This window comes from Myxococcus sp. CA056 (assembly GCF_013336715.1).
GTDB lineage: Bacteria > Myxococcota > Myxococcia > Myxococcales > Myxococcaceae > Myxococcus > Myxococcus llanfairpwllgwyngyllgogerychwyrndrobwllllantysiliogogogochensis.
Window position 1 is genome coordinate 205,389 of record NZ_JABUMT010000014.1, and the last position, 21,170, is coordinate 226,558.

General features: G+C 67.5%; 10 protein-coding genes. 5 read left to right on the plus strand and 5 right to left on the minus strand.

What is annotated here, in order from left to right; genetic code table 11:
* Positions 1-6: 6 nt before the first annotated feature.
* Entirely contained in the window at positions 7-3,186 is a 3,180-nt protein-coding gene (locus HUA76_RS36785; protein ID WP_174463496.1) for a S8 family peptidase, read from the minus strand.
* Positions 3,187-3,475: 289 nt separating this feature from the next.
* Between HUA76_RS36785 and HUA76_RS36790 the strand changes: the two genes are divergently transcribed.
* Together HUA76_RS36790 and HUA76_RS36795 are read left to right on the plus strand one after the other, a co-directional pair.
* On the plus strand, positions 3,476-4,498 hold the full coding sequence (locus HUA76_RS36790; protein ID WP_174455766.1) for a hypothetical protein: 1,023 nt from the start codon (positions 3,476-3,478) through the stop codon (positions 4,496-4,498).
* A gap of 108 nt (positions 4,499-4,606) precedes the next feature.
* Positions 4,607-5,488, plus strand: a complete 882-nt coding sequence (locus tag HUA76_RS36795; protein ID WP_174463497.1) for an SMI1/KNR4 family protein — start codon at positions 4,607-4,609, stop codon at positions 5,486-5,488.
* A gap of 176 nt (positions 5,489-5,664) precedes the next feature.
* On the opposite strand, the gene HUA76_RS36800 is transcribed toward HUA76_RS36795, so the two are convergent.
* A complete protein-coding gene (locus HUA76_RS36800; RefSeq protein WP_371823568.1) occupies positions 5,665-7,680 on the minus strand; it encodes a PQQ-dependent sugar dehydrogenase in 2,016 nt (671 codons plus the stop codon).
* A gap of 462 nt (positions 7,681-8,142) precedes the next feature.
* Between HUA76_RS36800 and HUA76_RS36805 the strand changes: the two genes are divergently transcribed.
* Together HUA76_RS36805 and HUA76_RS36810 are read left to right on the plus strand one after the other, a co-directional pair.
* Entirely contained in the window at positions 8,143-9,786 is a 1,644-nt protein-coding gene (locus HUA76_RS36805) for a hypothetical protein (protein ID WP_254614720.1), read from the plus strand.
* A 272-nt stretch (positions 9,787-10,058) separates the two neighbouring features.
* On the plus strand, positions 10,059-11,534 hold the full coding sequence (locus HUA76_RS36810; protein WP_174463499.1) for a hypothetical protein: 1,476 nt from the start codon (positions 10,059-10,061) through the stop codon (positions 11,532-11,534).
* A gap of 715 nt (positions 11,535-12,249) precedes the next feature.
* Here HUA76_RS36810 and HUA76_RS36815 read toward each other — a convergent pair.
* A complete protein-coding gene (locus HUA76_RS36815; RefSeq protein WP_246137791.1) occupies positions 12,250-14,115 on the minus strand; it encodes a Hint domain-containing protein in 1,866 nt (621 codons plus the stop codon).
* A gap of 916 nt (positions 14,116-15,031) precedes the next feature.
* On the opposite strand from HUA76_RS36815, the gene HUA76_RS36820 reads away from it, so the two are divergent.
* Positions 15,032-16,348 carry a hypothetical protein gene (locus HUA76_RS36820; RefSeq protein ID WP_174463500.1) on the plus strand — a complete coding sequence of 439 codons (1,317 nt, stop codon included), beginning with the start codon at positions 15,032-15,034 and terminating at the stop codon, positions 16,346-16,348.
* 104 nt (positions 16,349-16,452) lie between these two features.
* Here HUA76_RS36820 and HUA76_RS36825 read toward each other — a convergent pair whose 3' ends face one another.
* Both HUA76_RS36825 and HUA76_RS36830 read right to left on the minus strand, forming a co-directional pair.
* Positions 16,453-16,929, minus strand: a complete 477-nt coding sequence (locus HUA76_RS36825; RefSeq protein WP_141641246.1) for a GNAT family N-acetyltransferase — start codon at positions 16,927-16,929, stop codon at positions 16,453-16,455.
* 178 nt (positions 16,930-17,107) lie between these two features.
* Positions 17,108-20,896 carry an Ig-like domain-containing protein gene (locus HUA76_RS36830; protein ID WP_174463501.1) on the minus strand — a complete coding sequence of 1,263 codons (3,789 nt, stop codon included), beginning with the start codon at positions 20,894-20,896 and terminating at the stop codon, positions 17,108-17,110.
* Between the last annotated feature and the right edge of the window lie 274 nt (positions 20,897-21,170).

A 21,170-nucleotide genomic window follows, 5' to 3' on the forward strand; every position in this document is an offset into this window, starting at 1 on the left:
GCAGCTCTACATCCTCTCGCTGAGTGGCGGTGGCAGGACGCTCGTCAGCCCCCTGCAGCGCGACAACCTGGACCAGAGCCCTTCTGTCCAGCGGGCGGTGGTCTCTGGGGGCTCCCTCTTCTTCTCCCGTGTTCGCCCCGGGCGCCGGGATGGGCCGCGGCGCTGTAGCCACGGCAGGAGCGCGAGCAGCACGAGACCCCCAGGGAAGGCGCCCCCCGTGGTGGAGCACCCGCCCTCATCCGGGGGCGCGGGGGGCGGTTCCGGCCGATACGCGGGGACCAGGACGACGGGGATGGTCGCGGACAGCCCTTCGTCATCGGTCACGGTGACGCTGAAGCCGAGCTGCTTCTCCCCTCGAGCCCACGACTCCGAGGCCGTCCAGGAGAGCCGTCCGGTGTCGCTCAGCTGGACCCACCTGGGGGCGTTCGCGCTCAGGGTGAACCGGAGCGTGTCACCCGCCACGTCATGGGCGGGGACCTGGTACTCCATTCGCTGCCGGGTCGTCACGACCTGCTCGGGGATGGGAAGGACAAGAGGGGCTGTGTTCTCGACGGGAACCTCGAAGGTCCGGTCGAAGTGGGTTGTCGCCGTCTCCGCGCGCACGATGCCCCGCTGCGAGGACTGGCCGGTGACGTTGTCCGCATACACATGACGGATGAAGGGGCTCTCGCTCTCCGCATCGAAGCTCCCGTCCGCGTCGAAGTCCCAGCGGTAGCGAAGGATGGGCTCGCAGGCCTGAACGGCGCGGGCGGTCAGCCTCGCGTCGACGGGCTCCACGCGCCCCGCGCTCTCCCACTCCACCTCCTGGATGAAGGGAGGGCCGCAGACCGCGACAGCGCCCCACGTCTGGATGGGAGAGGTCTTCCCTTTCGCGTCCATGACTCGCACGGCGAAGCGGTGGGGCCCCCCATGGGATGCGGAGAACACCCGCGTGAGTCGCCCGATGGCCTTGGGCCACTCCCCTCCCACGGTGCTCAGGACGAGGTCCGCCGCGTATGGAGTGAAGCGCTCTCCGTCATGGAACAAGTCCCATTGCACGACCCAGGGACCGATGGTGCCGTTCGCCCGGAACCAGACGGTCAGCTCGAACGGATGAGAAGTCTCGGGCACCAGGATGTTCGCGTCGACCCGCACGTCGGAGGGATAGGGCTTCTGGTAGTCCGTCAAGAACTGCAGGGTGGGCGAGACGACCCCAAGGGAGTCGATGAGCTTCACGGCCGCAACCGTCGCCTCGGGGGCCTGTGGAACGCGCCGGACGGACGAGTTCGTCTCCTCGCCGGGGTGGGAGGTCCCTGGCGCCGCCGTCGAGATATCGACGTCGAAGCGGCCTTTGTAGTCGACATCCCACTGGACCTCCCAGGGCCCTGGGGAGCCACGTCCGCTGAAGTCGATGGAGAACAAGGCCACCTCTCCCAGGGCGGGATTCCAGGATGCGCGCCCCTTGTGGATGGAGGGGAGGGCAGGGAACCTGGGATGAACCGTCACCGCATCCTCTCCCGGGAAGGTGAAGGTGACGGCGCCCGTCTCCGGGGGGGACCAGTGCGCGGTGGCGATGCCATCACCGGCCACCAGGTCGGCGCCCAGGCCGTCGTCGAGGAGGTCGATGCTGCCAGGGGGGCTGCTCATGAGCACCGTCACGCGACCCGCGGCCTCGCCACAGCGGATGTTCAGCGCGGAGAGGGTGACGCGATCACCAGGCTCTCCCCAACTCGTGCCGCTGATGAACACCTCGCCCTGGGGCGCCAGTCGCCTTGCCACTGTCTGGTTCTCACAGCTCATCGAGCCCACTCCATCCGTACCGATGGCGCGGATGCGGCGGCCCGTCACGCTGACGTCCCGCAGGGCGGGCACCTGCTGCCCTCCGCTGAGCACCAGGTTGCGCAAGGTCCGCCAGTCGCGCGCGGGCACCTGCGCGGACAGGAGCGCCACGAGGCCGGCGACGTGGGGAGCCGCCATGGAGGTCCCGCTGTAGGCGGCATACCCGCCTCCCGGCACCGTGCTCAGGATGGCTTCTCCGGGAGCGAAGACGTCCACGCGCTGGGAGCCGAAGTTGGAGAACCAGGCACGCCGGTCCGACGCGTCCGAGGCACCAACCCGGATGAGGTGCGGCAGCGAGTACTCCGCTGGATATTGGGAGCCCCAGTTCTCGTCGAGGCTCATGGCTGTATTGCCCACGGCGGTCACGAAGAGGATTCCCGCGGGCAGGTTGCGCGCGATGGCTCGTTCGAGCTCTTGCGAGGGGAGGCGCCCTCCCCAGGAGCTGTTCGTGGCGACCACGTTCACCGGGTGCCGTGCTCGCGTCTTCAGCTCCGCGACGTAGTCGAGGCAGCGGATGGCGGCCGCGCCCGACAGGTTTCCATTCGCGTCCGTAATCCTGCAGGCGATGAGCTTCGTGCGGGGGCTCACACCCGTGACGCCGCGTCCGTTGCCACCGCGCGCGGCGATGATTCCAGCCACGTGTGTGCCATGGCCATCGTCGTCCCTGGGCGGCCTGGCCCCCGCCGCGTCCGTCGCGTCCGTCGCGTCGATGCCGTGGATGTCGTCGATGTAGCCGTTGTTGTCGTCGTCGATGCCGTTGCCGGCGGTCTCCCCGGGGTTGACCCACAGGTTGTCGACCAGGTCCGGGTGCGTGAGGTCCACGCCCGTGTCGATGACGGCGACGACACCCGACTCACGCCCTTCGATGAGTTCCCACGCCTCCGGCGCATTGATATCCGCGTCCACGACGCCGAGCGTCTGCCCGACGTTGTGCAACCCCCACTGTTCGCGGAACCGTGTGTCGTCCGGCTGCGCGTTTTTCTCGAGGCGGTAGTTGGGCTCGGCGAACTCGACGCGAGGGTCCGCGCGATACTGTTCCAGGGCGCGCTCGACGCTCAATCCCACGGGAAGCCGGACGTGCTGAAGCCCGGGAGCCCCGCGGTACGCGTGGAGGACGCTCGCGCCCTTCACCACGTCAGCGCCGCTCGTGGCAAGGGCCTGAACGCCGCCACGGAACCGGACGAGGAGCTCTCCGTCGAAGTAGGGGCTCTCCTCCGTCGTGGGGCGGGACTCCGGCGACGGGGGCGGCGGCTCGGAGGGAGGGGACTCGCAACCGACCATCAAGACCGCCGCGAGCAGGTATGCCGCCGAGGGATGTCGAACGGGCAGCGTGGCACGCGAAGGCGTGTGCGGAGCAGAGCTGCGCATGGGGTTCTCCAAGGACGGGCCGAGGCCTGACTGACCCGGGTTCTCCCGTAGACCCCGCACCCGCCCCGATTGCGCAACATGGGTTGTTGTCGCGTGTCGCGTGGCACTCATGGATGAGTCTGGCGAGCGGTGTTCAACGCGCATCCATTCTCGCGGCAAAATTGCGCGCCGCCGTGCGTGGGGAGTGGGTGGTGGATGTGTGGCTTGCGGTGATTCGGGAGGGGCATGTTAGCGGTGGGCCCTTCACGGGGGCCGCCGTGGCGCGGTCCCACACCCCGAGGTCGACATCATGAAGACACTGCTCTCGAAGACGGTGCGGCTGGCGGCGCTGGGCGGACTGGCGTTGGTCGGCGCTCCGGCCGTGGCGCAGACCGTGCCGTTCTCTCCCTTCGTTCCCTTCGAGCTGCGGGTGAACTTCCAGCCCGCCAACGTGGCGGTGCCCGCGGGCTTCGTCGCGGACTCGGGGCAGGTGTTCGGGAGCCGGGGCAATGGCCACACGTACGGGTGGAGCGCGGACAACACGGCCAACACGCGAGATCGCGATGACGCGAACACGCCGTCCCAGGCCTACGACACCGTCATCCGCACGCAGAACGGCGGCAACTTCACGTGGGAGCTGGCGGTCCCCAACGGCTACTACCAGGTCCGCCTGGTGGCGGGGGACCCGAGCTTCTTCGACAGCGACTACATCTTCAGCGTCGAATACTACGGCCACGTGCTGAAGGGCACGCCCACCACGGACAAGCGCTTCGTGGAGGCGGTGACCACGGTCGACGTGAATGACGGCCGGCTGACTATTCGCAATGACAGCGCCGCGGTGAACAACAAGCTGGCCTTCGTGGAGGTGACGCGGAAGTTCGGAGTGGACATCAACTTCCAGCCGGCCTCGGCCTCGCCCGTGGAGATCTACGCGATGCTCACCGACTACGGCCAGGTGTACGGGGGCCGGGCGTACGGCTTCAGCTATGGGTGGAACGTGGACAACACGGCCAACATGGTGGACGCGGGCTACGACATCGACATCCTGGCGCAGCGTCACGCGCGCATGCAGCAGGGGGGCGACCGGGTCTGGGAGATCGCCGTGCCGAACGGCGTCTACGCGATTGACCTCCTGGCGGGAGACCCGAGCACCAAGAACGGCTCATACCGCATCCAGGTGGAGGACTCGGTGCTGCTGAGCGGTGTGCCGACGGGTTACGGCTTCACCAACGGCTCTGGCGTGGTCGCGGTGTCCGACGGCCGGCTCACCGTGCGCAGCGCGCCGGGAGCCGCCAACAACAAGCTCAACTTCATCCGCATCCACCAGAAGTAGCCGCGCGCGCCCCTGCGTCAGCGCTGTTGGGGCGGAGTCGATGCGCGCCTGGAATCCATTTCCGGGCGCCGTGGCATCCCTTGAACGATGGGGTAGGGTGCGCGCCCCATGAGCAAATACTTCGCCAGGCTGAAGCCGCCCAAGGGGCTGACTGTTCCTCCGTTGCTCGCGCGTTTCGCCAGGTGGGTCGCGACGCAGAAGTATGGAAACTTCGGCTCGTTCGAACTCATGACCTCGGAGGTGCCTGGCGAACTGAGCGACGCGTGGTGCTTCCTGTCGCTGCCAGAGGGCTCGTTGCTCGCGCTCGTCTCGACCGTGACGCCGCGGCCGGTCGTGCTGTTCGACTCGGAGTCGGACGTGCTGAAGGTCGTCGCTCCCAGCCTCGAGGCGTTCCTGCTGGCGCTCGGCGCGGGCAAGACGCGCTTGGATGACCTGGATGAGGGCGATGAGCGCGAGGCGCTGCGTGAGTGGCTCGCGAAGGAGAAGGTCAAGGCGCCGAAGCCCGCGAAGTTCAACGTGAAGGCGTACCAGCGTGACGCCGCGCCCGCTCCGGTGGAGAGCGAGGGCGTGAAGAAGCTGGCCCCCCTTCCGCGAGGGCTGGTGGCCCTGCTCGGGAGGCCCGTGACTGACCCGAAGCTCTCGGCGGAGCTCAAGAAGCTGAAGCTGCCGACCAGGCCCCTGAAGGCCGGAGGCGCGCTCAAGGACAAGAAGCGTGGCATCACGGTCCACATCGGCCGCAATGGCGTGATTTCCGAAGTGCACCTCGGCGAGAAGTATGACGGCCCGCTCGCCTTCAAGCTGCCTCAGGGTGTGAACGACTTCACCGCGAAGAAGTTCCTCGGCAAGCCGACGGGCGTGCTCAAGAAGAAGGACGGCGGCAGCGTCTGGGAAAAGGTGCTCGATGCCGGACGCGGCATCTACTTCTCGCGGAGCCGAGGCCACTTCGACTGGTGGTCGGAGCACAGGTTCTTCATCAAAAAGAAGAAGTAGGCGAAAGCGAAGTCGGCACGCAGGCGCCCATTCAAGGGCGCCTCGTCGTCGAGTCGCTCGGGGTGTTGATACAAGCCGCCCGCTCTGCCTGGAACTGCGTGCGCGGAGCCCGCCTCTCGGAGCGAGGCGAGGCCTGCCCCCGGCGCCGCCAGGGCCCCGGGGGCATTGAACGCTCCCTACTGCCCGAGGACGACGCGGAAGATCTTCTCGTTGCTGTTGTCGGGGATGCTGTCCTTGTCGCCCTGGTTGGTCGTGGTCATCCAGAGGTTGCCGTCGGGCGTCGGCTCGACGGTGCGCAGCCGGCCGTAGGTGCCGACGAAGAACTGCTGCACGTTGGTCAGCTCGGTGCCGCTGATGACCTCTCGGTAGAGGCGTGAGCCGCGGGCGCAGGCCACGTAGAGGACGTCGCGGACCACCGCGATGCCAGAGCACGAGCCTTCCGCCGTGGAGTAGGTCCGCTTCGGGGCGATGTACCCGGCCGTCGCGCAGCCCGAGCCTCCCTGGGACACCGTCCCTTCGCAGTTCGGCCAGCCGTAGTTCCCACCCCGTTGGATGAGGTTCGTCTCATCCATCACCGAGTTGCCGAACTCCTGCTCCCACAGTCGCCCCTGGGAGTCGAAGGCCAGCCCCTGCGGGTTGCGGTGGCCGTAGCTCCACACGTAGTTCCCAAAGGGGTTGTCGGACGGGCGCGTGCCGTCGGCATTGAGCCGCAGCACCTTGCCGGCCAGGTTGTTGAGGTCCTGTGCATAGGCGCCGTTCTGGGCATCCCCCGTCGACGCGTAGAGCTTCCCGTCCGGGCCAAAGCGCAGGCGCCCACCGTTGTGGAACTTGTTGCGGCCGATACCCGAGAGCAGCACCTGGAGCGAGGAGGTGTTGAGGGCGCCGTTCTCATACTTGAGGCGCACGATGCGGTTGTCGGTGGGGGAGGTGTGCATCACGTACAGCCAGCTGTCGGTGGCGAAGGTGGGGGAGAGGGCCAACCCCATCAGCCCGCCCTCGCCGTCGGTGCTCTGCACGTTGGGGACGACTCCCACCGACGTCTTCTGGCCCGTCGCCGGGTCCAGGCGGACGATGTTCTGCGCGTCCCTGCGGCCGTAGAGCACCGAGCCATCCGGCAGGTTCACCAGTCCCCACGGGATGTCCGTGTCGGTGGCGACCTGGGAGACGGAGCAGACGTCGTTCGTGCAGGCCTGGCCGGTGGTGACCGTCACGGCCGAGCTCTGGGCGGACGCATTGGCCTGGGCGTCACGGGCGAGCACGGCGTAGGCGTAGGTCGTGTTCGGGGAGAGTCCGCTGTCGACGAAGGTCGTCCCGGGCGGCGAGCCGGACACCGTTCCAATCTTCACGCCCCCTCGGAACACGTCGTACGCGCTCACGCCCACGTTGTCGGTCGACGCCGTCCAGCTCACCGTCACGCTGGTACCCAGGGCGGTGGCGGTGACGCCTGTCGGAATGCTGGGGGCCTGGGTATCCACCTGGCATTGCGGCGGGGTGATGGTGAGCGTGGCGCTGCCCTGAGAGACGTTGCCGGCCGCATCCCGCGCATTCACATACAGGCCCCACGTCGCCCCGGGGACCACCGTCAGGCCGGTGGACACCACGGCGCCGGAGACTGCCTTCATGTGCTGACCGTCGTGGTAGACGTCATAGAAGGCGACGCCCTCGTTGTCCGTGGACGGCGACCACGTGAGCGTGGCCGAGTTGCACGTCACGTTGGACAGGGTGAGTCCCGTGGGCACGGTGGGAGGCTGGGTGTCGACAGGCAGCGACCACTGCTGGTTCGTCTGGCCGTTGCAATTCCAGACCACCACCGGGGAGCTGTTGGCGGTGGCCTGACCGGAGACATCGAGGCACAACGAGGTCGCCGTATGGACCACCGCGCCGCTGGTGTTTCGGACCCATCGCTGGTTGGCGGCCCCGGTGCAGGCGCTGATGACGGCTCGGCCCCCCGCGCTGGCGGTCGCGGGCTGGACGCACCAGGCGCCGTCGAACACGCGCAACTCGCCCTCGGGCGTGAACAGGAACCGCTGGTTCGCTTGTGCGTGGCAGTCGTAGATGTTGAGGCCTTGCCCCGACGTCTGGCTGTTCTGGGACACATCGAGGCAGCGGCCGGACTGCACGCCGATGAGCCGGGTGCCCGAGGTGACCGCGGCGCTTTGCGTTGAGAGTTCGGGGTCGTTCTCCGTCTTCACTCCACAGGCAATAGCAGTGGCGAAGAGGAGGGCGAGTACGGCGCGGTGAGCTGCGAGGGGAAGGCGACGAACATGCATTGACACGCTCCTGGGTGTGCCGCCTCCTTCCCGGTATTCCGGGTTGAGCTCAAGCAATCTTCTTGTGACTGCATCCTCGGATGTTGAACTCTCGGCAGCAGCGGCTCGCAATACCTCGCGCTCTGTCGCACCTCTCATCCGCTTCCCGCAATCCGCTCGCACCTTTTCGTCAGGGCGCGAAATTAATTTTCCACTGTCTGTCGATTTTTACATGAATGTCGAGTAAGACCATTTAAGGCGCGAGCGACGCCCGCCGCGAAACCCGCAGGCAAGACAGCGCCGATGGGACAGCCGACGGGCTGGCTCATCTGTCGAATTGTAGCAGCCATTCCACTGCAAATGATGCGCAGCGCCATGCGGCCATGGGCCGCGAGAGGGAGAAGTATGCAGAAGCTGTCCATGACAGGCGTCCTGCTGTTCGGAGTTCTGGTATCGGCATGCAATGCAGGAGAGTGGGAGGAGCCCGCCCACGAACAGCCCGGTGGCACCGGCACCGAGGCGTCCGTCGGGTCCACCCGACAGGCCATCACCTCGCCTGAACTCATGGTGTCGCTCGCGTGTGTCGAGACGTATGTCAACGCGGGGACCTGCGACTGGGACCACTGGAGTGAGCTGTGGGAGACGTGCGCGACCTACGATCACCCGGCGCTCGAGGATGGCTACTTCCTGGAGGAGGTGCAGTCTGGGAACTGCACGGCGGCCAACTGGCCCACGATGCGCGAGTACCTCAGCACCCCTCGCTCGATGGAAGTCCGCCTGCGCGAAAGCTGCCACAGTGATTCCCAGGTGATTCAGGGGGCCGAAGCCAATGGCTGCTATACGCTGGAGCCAGCCGCTGGCGCCTCCTACGTCAACGTGGCGTCCGGCAAGGCCGTGACGCTCCATGCCGGCACGGGCTGCACCGGGGACTCGGTCACCGTTCAATCCGACGCGAGCCTCTGTGATACCTCGTTCGAGTCGGGCGCGAGCGCGGACGGCAACGTGCAGTCGTTCCGGATCGCGGACGCCGAGGTGCCGTCATCGGATTACAACTACACCTGCGCCGTCGGGGAGTCGGAGTGCGTCAGGAACTACAATCCCAGATTGGGCGTCGTGAACAGTACGCACAGGGTCAATGTCGTTCGCGTCGCGCTCGCGGGCAAGACCACGCCTTCGATGAGTTCCATCATGGCCAACGTCCACAATATGTACGACTTCTTCGTGGTCGCGTCTCGCAATCAGGTGCACCGGAATATCATCGGCACGCAGACCGTGCAGGTGACGAGCAGCAACTGCGGGAAGGCGAAGGAACAGGCCGTCGCCCAGATCAGCGCGACCGCGTTCATGACCGTGTATGTGCTGCCCACCGGGCTCTGCTCCATCTCGCACGCCACCGGGGGCAACATCTACCTCAATGACAACCTGTTCCGGACCTACGTCCACGAGACCGGGCACATCCTCGGCCTCGCGCACGGCAACGCGCGAGATCCTTCTACCAACAAGCCCATCGAGTACCGCGACGCGAGCACGTTCATGGGCAGATTCCCGTCGGATAACTACAACCTCCCGCAGCTCCACTGGCTGGGATGGACGAAGAAGGCGGAGCTCACCCAGGTCAATGCGGTCCTCGAGCGCGATCGCTTCACCGAGGTCATCCTCCGGCCCGTGGACGTAAACGCCAACAAGCCCGACAGCCCCATCGACCACAAGCTGGGCGCGGTCTGGGAGACTCCCGACGGCAAGAATCGGCTGTTCATCGTCGTACCGAAGGCGCGCCTCAACAGCGCGAACGATATCGAGGGCGGCACGGTGATTGTGTATCGTGCTCCCACGTGCAAGCTGAGGGCGGACTGCCCGACTGTCATGGTCATGGGGACGTTGACGCTGGCGCGCTTCATCGCCACGAACACCAATGTGCACGCGGTGTTTGAAAGTCCCCTCAAGCTCTCCGTGGTCGGCTCCAAGAGCAAGAACGTCCAGGTGGCTGGAAAGACCGTCAAGGAGTACGAGTGGGTCAAGCTGCGCATCGCGCTTCCCCCGCTTCCGTAACGCTCGCGCTCCCCGCCGCACGTTCACGGAGCGGCCGGTGCGCCTGCTGTCCGCGCAGGCGCACCGGCCACGCCGGCTGGCCACCGAGCGGTGCTCCGTTGCCATCACAGCGGGAGCAGAAGCCGGGGCCAGGCTGCTCAAGCCCCTGGCCACGCCCACCAGTCTCGATCCCCTCCTGCGGCTGATTCGCCGCGCCCCGTTGCTTCCTGCCAGCCCCGCTCGAGTCCTGGGCCTCGACGACCGGGCGCTGCGCAAAGGGCTATGCTGGCGAAGTGAGCCACATCCTGAACGAGCTCCTGGCTCGCGCGACGGAGTCCTTCGAGCGGCACGAGGAGGAGGAGGCGCTCCAGAGGTTGTTGGAGGCCTGGTCGGAGGCCCGCGCGGAGCCCATCATCGCGCTCGCGCAGCAGCTCTCGGACCGCCTCGTGGTCGGCCTCACTCCGCTCGACGTCGACGCCTCTTGGTGGCAGAAGCGGGATCCGAGGCATCTGATGGACCTACCGAGGGAGCTGATGCCGCTCCTGGCGCATGCGCGGCAGGGTCATGGGCAAGAGACCGCGCGGCAGATCCCGAAGTTTCGAGAGCGGGCCGCGGACCCCCGGCTCATTCAACCGCTGCTCGCCATCGCGCTCATGCCGGTGGCCAGGCACTCCCAGGTCCTGGACGAGCTGTGCGGCCTGTTCATGCACGTGGGGCCGCCCTACGACGTGAACGTCCTTCATGCGCTGAGAGTGAGACTCCCCGCCGAGCTGTTCTTCGTGGCGGAGAAGCTCGACATCGTCATCCGTCTGGGGACTGGCTGGGTCCCTCCCATTCTCGACGAGGAGACCCAGGCGCGGTGTGAGGCGTTGAGGGAGGCCATCGACGCGCGCACGGCCGTGGAGCAACGGATCTCCTCCACCCGGGATGTGCTGCTCGCTCGCATCCATGCCGTGCCGGAGGATGACTCCTCGCGGAGAGTGCTGGCCGACCAACTGCTCGAACTGGGCGACCCGTTGGGTGAATTCATCGTGCTCCAATACGCCGAGGTGCCCGACGAGGACCGCATCACTCAGTTGCTGGTGGCGAACAGGGAGAAGTGGGAGGCCCCGCTGGGGGCCGTCATCGAGCGAGGGTATGCACGCTTCGCACGAGGCTTTCCGGTGGCGGTCCGGATGATGGAATCCAACGTCATGGAGGGAGCGCCCGCGCCAGGACCGGCCTGGGGCACGGTGGAGGAAATCGACTGGAACGGCATTGCCGACTGGACTGGCCCCGCCGTGCATTGGAGCCGGTGGCTTGCCCATCCGCACCTGCGCGGCGTGACGCGGTTGAGGAACGTTTCGGAGGCTCTGGCGCGTGAGCTGGGCGCCCACCCGTTGCCGGTGCGGCGCCTGGAGGTGACGGGCGCACGCGGGCCTGGGCTGTTCGAGGCACTGGCCGCCCTGCCGCACTTGTCCTGGCTGGAGTTCCCCAGGGCTGAGCCGGGCACGGTGGTCCTCTGTGCCGATTCTTCCCTGGCTCCCAGGCTGCAACGCTTCGATGCCGCCCTGGCTGGAGCCTGGAAACTCTCGGTGGACCTCGGCGTGGAAGTGCCTGTCCAGGCGACGCTGGTGAGTGAGCGGCACGTCGAATCGCTCGTGACAATCCTTCGCGCGGCGGTGCGGTTCAGTGACCGGGGCCTTCACCTGAGCTGCCAGCGAAAGCTCGATGCCGAAGCCATGGAACGGTTGAGGCGCGCCGCTTCCCTCTACGCGCGTGTCGACTGAGGGGAACTCGGGCCTCCTCGCGGACTGCCTCCCGGCGCTCGAGATGGCCTTGCCCGTGCGTCGCTGCCAGGGATGGTCAAACCCGGAGGGACGGGCTTTCATGGGCCGGTGCCGGTCCTGTTCTGGCACATTCCGAAAGGACACCCCTGTGAAGCGACTGGCTTGGATTGTCGGTGTCGTCGCTGGTGGGTTGTTGGCGGCGTGTGGCGGCGTGGGGGAGCAGGAGGTGATGATGGTTCCCCCGGACTCGGACGTGGGGACGGTGGAGGCCGCACTGTGTGAGGGATGGGAGGCGGGTGGACGCCGCTGTTGCTTCATCTGCACTCCGGGGTTCCCTTGGATGTGTATGGGCGAAGGGGTCCCCTACGAACAGTGCCGGAATGTCGCGAACAGCTATTGTGGGAGTCCCGCCATCAATGTCTGCTGGAGCCGCTGAGCGATCTCCAAGCCTGGGTCTCGAAGCCCAGGCCCTCGGCGGCTTCACGCTCGCATGGATGGTCTCTGGCGGCGCGCGACTCGACTCACTGAAGACTCGCCAGGATTTTGCCCCCCATCTCCTGGAGTCGCGTCTACGCGGAGAGAAGCGGACTGAAGGAGCGTCGCTGAATCGAGGGGCCGCCGATTCCCCGGCGACCCCTCGTTCACCTCGAGCCCCGTGCGCCACGGCGGACACCGTGGCACGGGTCACCTCAGGGTGTTCCGGGGCTCGCGGCCATCAGCGGGCCACCGTCGGCTTGATGCCGTTGCGGAAGTCCTGGTGCCACGCCTTGGGCAGCCGCTGGAGGATGGAGACCTGCTCGCGCTTGGGCAGCGTGAGCGCGTCCTGCATGCGCAGGTCGCCAACGAGGAAGCCGCCCGCGTAGAGAGTGCGGCCGTTCTTCTTCACCGCCAGCAGTTCCGTGTCCGTGCCCAGCGCCAGGTTGTAGACGCGCTGGCCTTCCGGGGACACCTGGGTGATGGAGGTCAGCGTGGCCGTGCCCTTCTCGGTGCGGACCTGGTCCTTCACCCGCAGGTCCCTGGCGGCGACGACCTCGCCCGTGGACATGATGACCGGGTGCATCTCCGTGAGCGTCGCGTCGTGGCCCGCGCTGTCGCGCAGGCGCAGCATCGGCTTGACCTCGTTGCCGCGGGAGATGTCCGTGACGGTCAGTGCCGTGCCCTGCTCGTTGGCGAGGACCTTGTCACCCATCTTCACCTCTTCCACCGGCACCACGCGGCCATCGGCCAGCTTCACTTGCGTGCCAGAGGCCATGCAGCTGTTGCGGAAGAAGATGTTGCCCGGCACGCCCGAGCCACCCCTCGGGTAGACGACGAAAATCGGCAGCTCCACGCCGTTGCAGCGCACCTTGCCGGTGATGGTGATGGAGAAGCGGGTGAACTCGTTGACGATCTGGTCCGTTCCACAGCTGGCGGCACTGGGCCCATTGCCCGTGGTGTTGAACAGCCAGTTCATGTTCGTCAGCACGTTGAGTGGCGTCTGGTTCGCGCCGAGCGGCAGCGACGCGATGAACTCCGCCTGGTTCGCGTAGACGCAGCTACGAGCGGTATCCTGGGTGATGAGCTGGATACGTGCCCGGTCGACCTTGGACAGCACGCACTGGAAGTTGTTCTCCGCACCGGCGTTCAGCACGCCACGGATGGGCACATACAGGTTCTGGTAGTTGTAGGGCGCGTTGAACAGCCAGTAGTCCGCGGGGTTCAGGATGCCCGGCGAACCGGAATAGCTGGCCGCGACGCCCGCGGGCGCGGGGGGATAAGGCAGCAAGGAGCCGTTCTGATAGCCTGCCACCGCGTAGTCGCAGTCATTCCCACCGCGAAGCTGGCAGGCATAGATTTCCGCGTTCGCGGTGTTGGGGATCACCTTGCGCGGGTGTGTGAAGGACATGCTCGGCGGCAGATTCACCGCGGCTCCGCGCTCGACGAGGTAGGACGTCTGGTCGATGGTCGCACCCAGCGCCATCAGCAGCGACTCCATGCGCAGCACGCGCCCCTTGCCGGTGGCCACGGTGGCCGGAGCCCGGACGTCGTCGAAGGCCCTTCCGTCACCGTACTCCTCGCCGGAGGCGGAGGAGAGCAGCACGGAGTTGGTCTCCGCCACGTTCGTGTCGTAGTTGAAGAGGTCGGCGTACACGTAGTCCGCGCCGTCCTTGCACGCCACCTCCACCACGGGGAAGAAGGTGGTGTAGCCATTGGCCGAGATGGGGTCCTGGCTGTACTTGAGGAAGTGGTTGCACCACGCGCCCTCCTCCAGGTTCGCCGGCTGCGGCCCGGCCGCCTGCCGCGTCAGCGCACGCTCGCGCATGAAGCCAAGCCGACGGAACAGCTCCGGCGCGTTGCGCTCACTCTTCCCGGCCGACGTCAGCCGGCCTACGAGGAAGTTCCAGTCCCCATCATTCGCCAGGTCCAGGTCGACGCGATACACGCCGGAATCCTTGACGGCCTCATCATAGCGCTCCACCAGTTGCTGGGCGTTGGCGCGGTCCTCCTTCGGGGGAGTCAGGGTGTTGCTCCACCCCGTGGTCAGCAGCATCACTCCTGCCAACGGCAGCATCCGTGCGACCTTCATTCCTGCCTTGTGCATTGATTCCTCCGGTTTGACGGCACGACGACAGACACAGCCCGGCCGGGCAGGCCACGGGCACGTGACCGGCGCGTCTTCCTGGATTCAGGGTGGAGGCGGTGCTGCTGACTCGCGGCACAGGCAAATTCCCGTGCCGCTCGAGTCCCCCCGCATCCATAATCCATACAACTCTTCGACAGAGCTGAAAGAATAGACTTGCTAGAATTTATGGCATAATGATTTGTCAGTCCTTTCAATGGCAATAGCGCCTGGATGCGTAGTCCATGAAGTTTGCCTTTCATCCGGAGACCCCATGCTTGCAGCGTCCATTGGCCAACGCTCACGTCAGTCCTCGGTTTCAGGGCGTCTGGTCATGAATTGGCTGGTCGTGGCGCTCGCCACCGCGCCACTGGTGAACTGCTCGGACGGGGAGGACGCGGGGCCGGATGGTGGAAACCCCGATGGTGCGACACCTGATTCGGGCCCTGACGGAGGAGACACCTCGGACGCTGGCGCGGATGGTGGAAATCCCCTGGATGGCGGACCGCTCCCCACCATCATGGGCGCGTGCACGCCGGCCCAGTGGTGCTGGGACAATCCCATACCTTCCGGAGAGTTCCTCCAGGCTGTCTGGGTCGCGGGCCCTTCTGATGTCTGGGTCGCGAGCGGGAATCAGGCCCTGCGATGGAATGGCCAGTCATGGGACCTCCGGGAGACGGGGGTCTCTGGTAGCCCCTTGCTGCTGTCTGGCTCCAGCCGGGAAGATGTCTGGATTGGCGGCGACTCGGCGGATCTGGCCCGGTGGGATGGACAGGGTTGGGGGCGGGTTTCGCTGGGGGAGGCGGGACAGGTGAGCGGGTTGAGCGTGTCCTCTAGGACCGAGGGTTGGCTTACGCAGGCACCGACCACACAGGCCCCGTACGGCCGTGTGTGGCGATTGACAGCCACGGGTTGGCAGCCGGCCGAAGGGCTCGCCAGCCAGACGCTGTCGGCGCCGTGGAGCCGTTCGTCGGGGGATGTGTGGGCGCTGGCGGGAGGTCAGGGGCTGGCGCGTTGGCGGGGACAGGGTTGGAGCGGTGCGGGGTTGCTGCCCGGCCCCGGAGCGGCGGGTGAGGACTACACGTCGCTGTGGGTGGCGCCAGGCGAGGACACGGGCTTCGCGGTGGCGACCTCGGGCGCGATTGCTCGCTGGGTGGGCTCCGGGTGGGTGTCACTCCAGTCGCCCCGCGCCGTCCGTCTGCACGGCGTGTGGGGGAGTGGACCGGATGACGTGTGGTTCGTAGGTGCGCAGGGCACGCTGCTGCACTGGAATGGTGAGGCGGTGTCGGTGGTCGACACGGGAACTCGAGAGGACATGCTCGCCATCTCCGGCACGGACTCGAACCACGTCTGGGTTTCGGGGGCGCGCGGGAGCCTGATGGTGAAGAACGCCGGGGGCTGGCATCTGCTGACCAGGGACCTTGCGCCCTCGGCGAAGTGGAGTGTCATCACGGGGTCGGCGTCCGACCATGTCTGGGTCTTCGGAAGGACGGGCACCACGGGCGCTGCGCTCTTGTGGAATGGGCAGACGTGGCGCTCGATGGAGGCGCCGCCCGAGCCGATTGTCGCCGCGTGGGCCGCGAGCACCGAGGAGGTCTGGGCGGTGGGCACCCAGGCGCATCGCTGGAACGGGAAGGCGTGGGAGAATTTCCCGCTGCCCGACGGTCTGGTCGCCCGCGCCATCCACGGCGCGAGCAACACGGAGATATGGATTGTCGGCGCGGCGGGACGGCGCGCGGTGTGGCGGGGCCGGCTCTGGCTGGATGCTGGCAAGAGTGAGGTGGAACTGCACGACGTCTGGATGTTGACGCCGGAGTATGCGTGGGCCGTGGGCGCGGAGGGCACGTTCGAGAACTACAACGGCGCGGACTGGGTCTCCGTCGCGGTGGTGCCCGCACATACGCTGCGAGGCGTGTGGGGCGCGGACCCGGACAGCGTGTGGGCCGTGGGCGACCAGGGACTCATCGTGCACTACGATGGCACCGTGCTCCTCGCGGATACCACCAGCGCGCAGGGCGCGGCGCTCAAGGATGTCTGGGGCGCGGCCAACAACGACGTGTGGGCCGTGGGTGACAACGGAGTGCTCCTGCACTTCGACGGGACGCGCTGGCAGCGGCAGGCGAGCGGTACCACCCAGCGGCTGGTGGGCGCATGGAGCACCCGTACGGAGGCGTGGACCGTCGGAGAGCAAGGCGCGGTGCTGCGCCGGCGCTGAGGCTTCGCGTTCGAGCGGCCGGGCGCGGTCCATCACCGTTGGACCGCGCCCGGAGCGCTGGACTGTGTCGTTTGTTCCGGAGCGACGCCAATGATTCACACACCTCAGGAGGGCGTATCCACCAGCTCCCTCCCGAGGAACAGCGCTCCCGGGAGCGGGTTGTACACATAGGGCGCGATGGGGCGGAACCCCATGGACGTGTACAGCCCCACGGCCGCGGCCATGTGGGGCAGGGTGTCCAGGCAGATGCGTCGGTAGCCCGTGGCGCGCGCCTCGTCGCAGATGGCGTCGGCCAGCCGCCGCCCCAACTGCTCGCCCCGCGCGTCGGGCCGGATATACAGCCGCTTCATCTCGCACGTCTCGGCGTCGAGCGGCCGCAATGCCACGCACCCCAAAGCCCGGTCCTCTCGCCGCGCGAGCAGCACCTGCCCGCGCGGTGGTGCGTACTTACCCGGCAGTCCCGCCAGCTCGGACTCGAAGTCCTGGAAGCCCAGGTCGAAGCCCAGGCCCTCGGCGTATTCACGCCACAGCGTCTGGACGAGCGACACATCCGCGGGAAATCGGGCCGGTTCGATGACCATCACCCGGCACATCCTAATGTCCGGCCGGGGATGGCCGCCGCCCCATCTCCTCGCTCGGGTTTGTCGCGCGAGTCAGGGAAGTGGCGCCAGCTCCGGTACCAGGGCACGCGGCGCGCACTGGGACCATTGGGCGAGGACGCGCGCAGCTTCGGCGCATCCTCGTGGAGGTTGGAAGAATCTAGAGGCCCGTGCTGGCGTGGAGCGCGTGCACACCCTGCTGCGCGGGCTGGAGCCAGGTGGCTCGGTAGGTGCCCGCCGCGAAGTCCCAGCTCACGCTGCCGTCGATGACGGGCTGGGACGGCTCGTGGGGCGCGGCGCCCTGCTGGAAGGCGCTCGTGCCCGGCGCGTAGGACAGCGCCAGGTTCACCGGCGTCCCGAAGACAGGTCCTGTCGCCAGTCCACAGCCCTTCGTGTCGCACCGCAAGGAGCCCGTGGCGTGAGGGCGGCTGACCTGGGTCGCCTCCTTCACCCACTCCGACCCGCTCCACTTCCACCAGCTCATGCCCGTGTGGAGCCGCAGTCCCTGGGGCGATGCGGCCAAGAGTCCCTTGCCGTCCGCGGGAGAGGAGAGGGTGCGCTGCGCGGACCAGGCGGTGCCGTTGTGGACGAGGTACCGGAACTCGTTCTCGAAGCCGGTCAGCAGCATGACGGTGCTCGCGTCGGCGGCGAAGTCAGGCGCCGTGTTCGACGCGGTCGCATCGGCCCGTGTCTGCCAGGCGCCCCCTGCGTGGACGCTCGCGCTCAACGAACTCCCGCCACGCTGGACCGATATGGCGTAGGAGGTGCCCGCCACCACGAGTCGCAGGCGGGTCGCGCTCCCACCGGACACCGCGCGCGGGATGGCGGTCACCGGCGCGGACCAGGTCTGTCCATCCACGCTCTGGGCGGAGCGAATCTCGAGGTCACCCCACACGGCCATGAAGCCGCTGGGGCCATGGGCCAGGGCGAGGTCCGCGTTGGCGTAGGTGGCCGCCACGCTGTCCAACTTGAGGGGCGTCCCTGGTACGCCGGCCTCGTGCGTCACCCTCCATGCCTCCACATTGCCGGCGGTTCCAGGCTGGAGGTACGCGACGACGGCCAGGTTGTCGTCCACGGCCACGCGAGGCCTGGAGCCACCTCGCGCCACGCGCACGGGCTCGTGCCAGGCCGTCCCGTCGAACTCGGCGAGGAGGATGCTCCACGCCCCCGCCTCGAACTGCTCCCACGCGGCGGCGCCATGGCCGTCGGCGGCGAAGTGGACCGACGGGTTGCGCACGCTGCCCACGAGTTCCGGAGTCACCAGTGCGTGACTCTCCTCCCACTGCCCGCTGCCCAGATAGGCGCGCAGGGCCACCAGACCCGGAGCCGCGAAGACGGCACCCACGCGGGCGCCTTGCATGGCGAGCCTCGCGCCGGCCTTCTCCATGTCGCGCAGTCGGACGCTCGGCCGCCAACCCTGGGACGTGAGCGCGGTGCCCCAGATTTCATACGCGGAATTGTCGACGTTGTTCCTCTCGGTGAGGACCAGCAGGTCGTCACCGGCGGCGCGGACGTCGCGCACGCGGTTCGCACCGGTCGTCACCACTCCCTTCGCGGCGGACGCCCAGGAGCCACCTGTCTGCGCCGCGGCGTGAAGCTGCGTGGCGGTGCTGCTCCACAACGCGACGGAGTTGCCATGGTGCCGGACGAGCGCCCAGAGCTCCCGGACTGGGGTGCTCTCCAGCAACACCGCGGGCTGCCAGGTCCCGTTCACGCGGTCGGCCCCGAAGAGCCCCGACGAGGCACCGAAGACGGCCGTGATTGTATTGCCATCCGAGGCGATGCGCACACTGCTCGCCTGCGTGGAGGAGATGAGTTCGGGGGCCGTCCACTGGTGGGTGTCGGCGTTGAAGAGCGCGAACTCCGTGCCTCGGCTGGACACCCACGCCCGGCCGAAGCGCGTCCCCACGCGGATGTAGTGTGCATCCACGTTGGAGATGACGGAGGACTCCGACCACTGCGCGCCGTCGAAGACGACCGAGACCTCGGGGCTCGTGCCCCACCCGGAGCTCACCAGGATGGCGTCTCCATTCTGGAGGAGGGAGAGGATGGGGGAGCCGAGGTTCGGGCTCGTGTGGACCTCGGTCCACTGGGTGCCATTGAGGACCCTGAAGGTCTTCCCGTTGAGGACGTAGAGGTTGTTGCCCAAGCCGAACAGGTCACCGCTGACGTTGGGTGTCACGGAGGTGAACGACGTCCCGTCGAAGAGCATGACGCGTTTGCCCAGGGCCCACGCGTCCGACCAACTGATGATGAAGCGATTGCCCCACGAGGACACCTCCGGCGGCAGCGTGTTCGCGCCTGCCTCGCCAAGGACGGTGGAGTCCGCGAAGCCCGCGCCGGTATCAAAAGCCGCACGGACCTGGATGATCGTGCCGGTGTCCACGCTCCACACGGCCAGTGTTCCCAGCGGGCCGGTGGCGAACGCTGGCAGGGCGGGCTGTCCAGGGAGGTCCGCGCTCACCTTCGTCCTCGAAGCCACCGTGCGGAGGGCGTACGTGAAGGGCGAAGCGAGGCTGGCGCCCTGCGGCGTGCGCACGTCCTTCACTGTCACCGTGTAGTCCGTGGCCGGCGCGAAGGGCGGCACGGGTCGGAACACCACCGTATTCGTGGAGGCCTCGTAGTTGACGAGCCCGGTGACACCCGCGACGCCAAAGTTCGCCGCGTTGACGGTGGCCGGGTCCAGGGGGCGGTCGAAGCTCACGCGGAGCGGGCCTCCGAGTGAGACGAAGCGCATGTTCGGAGCAGGCAATGCGCCACGGACCGTCGGAGGCGCGGGCGGCAGCTCCGTGATGAAGTCGAAGCCGTTGAACACCCCCAGTGAGTTTCCGGCGAGGTCCTCCACGGCGCGAGCCCGACCCCGGTAGCGGGTCTGGTACTTCAAGGGCGCGCTCGGAGAGAAGGCGGCCTGGAGTCTCGCGTCGTCATACCGCACGGTGCCCGCGATACGCCGCACTGCCTGGGTCCCCGCTTCGTTCAGCTCCTCCAGGTAGACGGAATCCGTCGTCACGGACTCGGGCCGAAGCGGCTCATCGAAGCTCACGGTGAAAGGGGCGTACCGCACCGCGACACCCACGGTCTGCGAGACGGGCAAGGTGCCCAGCACGCGCGGGGGCGAGGTGTCCCTCGACGCTGTCACCGCGAATGAGAACGAGTACGCCGCGACGCGCGCGTTGCCCGCGAGGTCCTTCGCCTGGGTGGACAGCGCGCCCGTGACACGGGCTCCGGGAGCAGGAGCGGGGCTCGTGCGGAAGTACACCGATTGCGTCCGAGGCTCGTAGGAGATGACACCGGAGAGCAGGGCGGCGGGATTGGCTCCCAGCACCTGTTCGAACCGGAGCGACTCGGCCGTGAGCGACCGGGGGTCCATCGGCTCGCGGAAGGTGATGACGTACACGGGACGCGTCGGCGCCACGCCCGCGGCGTTGTCCAAAGGCAGCGTCGTCAGTACGGTCGGTGGCGTCGTGTCCCTCTCTTTCCCCACGGAGAAGACGAAGACGTGGGGCGCGGGCAGGGACCTACCCGTCACGGTGCGCAGCCCGGTGGAGACCGCGACTGTCACCAGCGAGTCGGCGGTGAACGGCCGCGCCGGGACGAAGCTCAGGGTGCGGGTGGCGGCGTCATGACTCACGGCGCCCTCCAGCGCCACGCCGTTCTCCGACAGCGTGAGACTGGTGGCGCTCACCGAAGTGGCCTCGAGCACTTCCGTGAAGGCCACGATGACGCGCGCGTTCAGGGGCACGGCTTCCATGTCCGCCGAGGGGAGCGTGTAGTCGATGAAGCCCACGCCGTCCGAGGTCTGGGTGCCGCCATCGTCGGGCCCTCCATCGGAGCCACCCGCGTCGGGCTCTCCGTCCATGGAGATGGGAGGGTCCTCGTCGCCGGGCTCGGCGTTCTTGCAGCCGGGGGTGAATGCCCAGAGGCCAAGGACGGCGAGGGCGCATCTCATCCAAGTGGTATCGAAGGTCATTGGGGTGCGGGCATGGCGCGGCGAGAGGCGAACAGGTCGCCCCTCATTCGCAATCAAGCTGCATCAGTAAGAACGTAGGGAATGCGTGAGGTCGCACGAACTCCCGTTCAATTGCGACCGCTCGATGCCTCGGGGGCCCCATGTCGCGGGCAACCCGCGGAGTCCAAACCCTGTTTGCTGAAGCCACCTTCGGGCACACCGGACCAGGGTTGAAGTGCCCCCTCCACCCTCGGCTCCGCTCCCGCCGGGTGAT